The 914-nt window shown below is 74.4% G+C and carries 1 protein-coding gene, 1 pseudogene and 1 riboswitch; of the genes and pseudogenes, one reads left to right on the plus strand and one right to left on the minus strand.

Annotated elements, in window-relative coordinates:
- A pseudogene (locus KD1_RS15720) lies at window positions 1–285 on the minus strand (phosphomethylpyrimidine synthase ThiC); the annotation flags it as partial.
- A riboswitch (TPP riboswitch) is annotated at window positions 279–387 on the minus strand. (Overlaps the previous pseudogene by 7 nt.)
- 41 nt (window positions 388–428) lie before the next feature.
- Between KD1_RS15720 and thiD the strand changes: the two are divergent.
- On the plus strand, window positions 429–914 hold a 486-nt coding region (thiD, locus tag KD1_RS15725), incomplete at its 3' end, for a bifunctional hydroxymethylpyrimidine kinase/phosphomethylpyrimidine kinase (protein WP_174521125.1).

Consider the following 914-nt stretch of genomic DNA (forward strand, 5'->3'; position numbering starts at 1 on the left):
CGCCTGGGAGGCCTCACCGCGGCGGAGCGCGGCGCGCCCGTCGTCGGCGAGGGTGCGCTCGCGGCCGGGGTAGGTCTCCACGTCCTCGCGGCCGGTGATCCACGCCAGCCGCTGGGCCGGCAGGCCAGCCTCGGGGTCGGCGTCGGGACCGCAGGTGCGGTAGACGAGGACGTCGTCGTTGCTGCTGCCGTCGGGGCTGTCGGCGAGACGGATCGCGGTGACCGGCACCTCGAGGTCGCCGTCGACGAGCGTGTGGGCACGGTGCTGCGGGTGGAGCTCACTCATGGCATCTCTCTTCCTACGCCGGCATGACCCGGTCAGGTTCGACGGTCCGGACGGCAACAGCCCGATCTCAGCCCTCTGCCAAGGGCACCCGTGGGATGCGTCGACCATACGCCACGTCCGCGCGGGTCGTTACGGTGGCCCCCATGGACACCCGAACGACCCTGCCCGGCCCGAGCGGCGCGAGCCACCCCGCGGGCACCGTCGCCAACGCCCTGACGATCGCCGGCAGCGACCCCTCCGGCGGGGCCGGGGTGCAGGCAGACCTGAAGACGTTCGCCGCGTTCGGGGTGTACGGCACCGCCGTCGTCACGGCGCTGACTGCGCAGAACACCCGCGGCGTCGACGGGGTGCTGCCCACCCCGAGCGAGTTCGTCGCCGCCCAGCTCGACTCGCTGCTCACCGACGTGCGCATCGACGCGGTCAAGGTCGGCATGCTCGGCCAGGGCGCCGTCGCGCGGGTCGTCGCCGACGCGCTGCGCGGCGCGCTGGCCGGGGTGCCGACCGTCCTCGACCCGGTCATGGTCGCCACGAGCGGGGACTCCCTCGCCGCCGACGACGTCCAGGCCGCGATCACGCAACTGCTGCCGCACGTCACGGTGGTGACCCCCAACCTGCCCGAGGCGGCCGCG

The organism is Kribbia dieselivorans NBRC 106261, from assembly GCF_001552435.1.
GTDB lineage: Bacteria > Actinomycetota > Actinomycetes > Actinomycetales > Dermatophilaceae > Kribbia > Kribbia dieselivorans.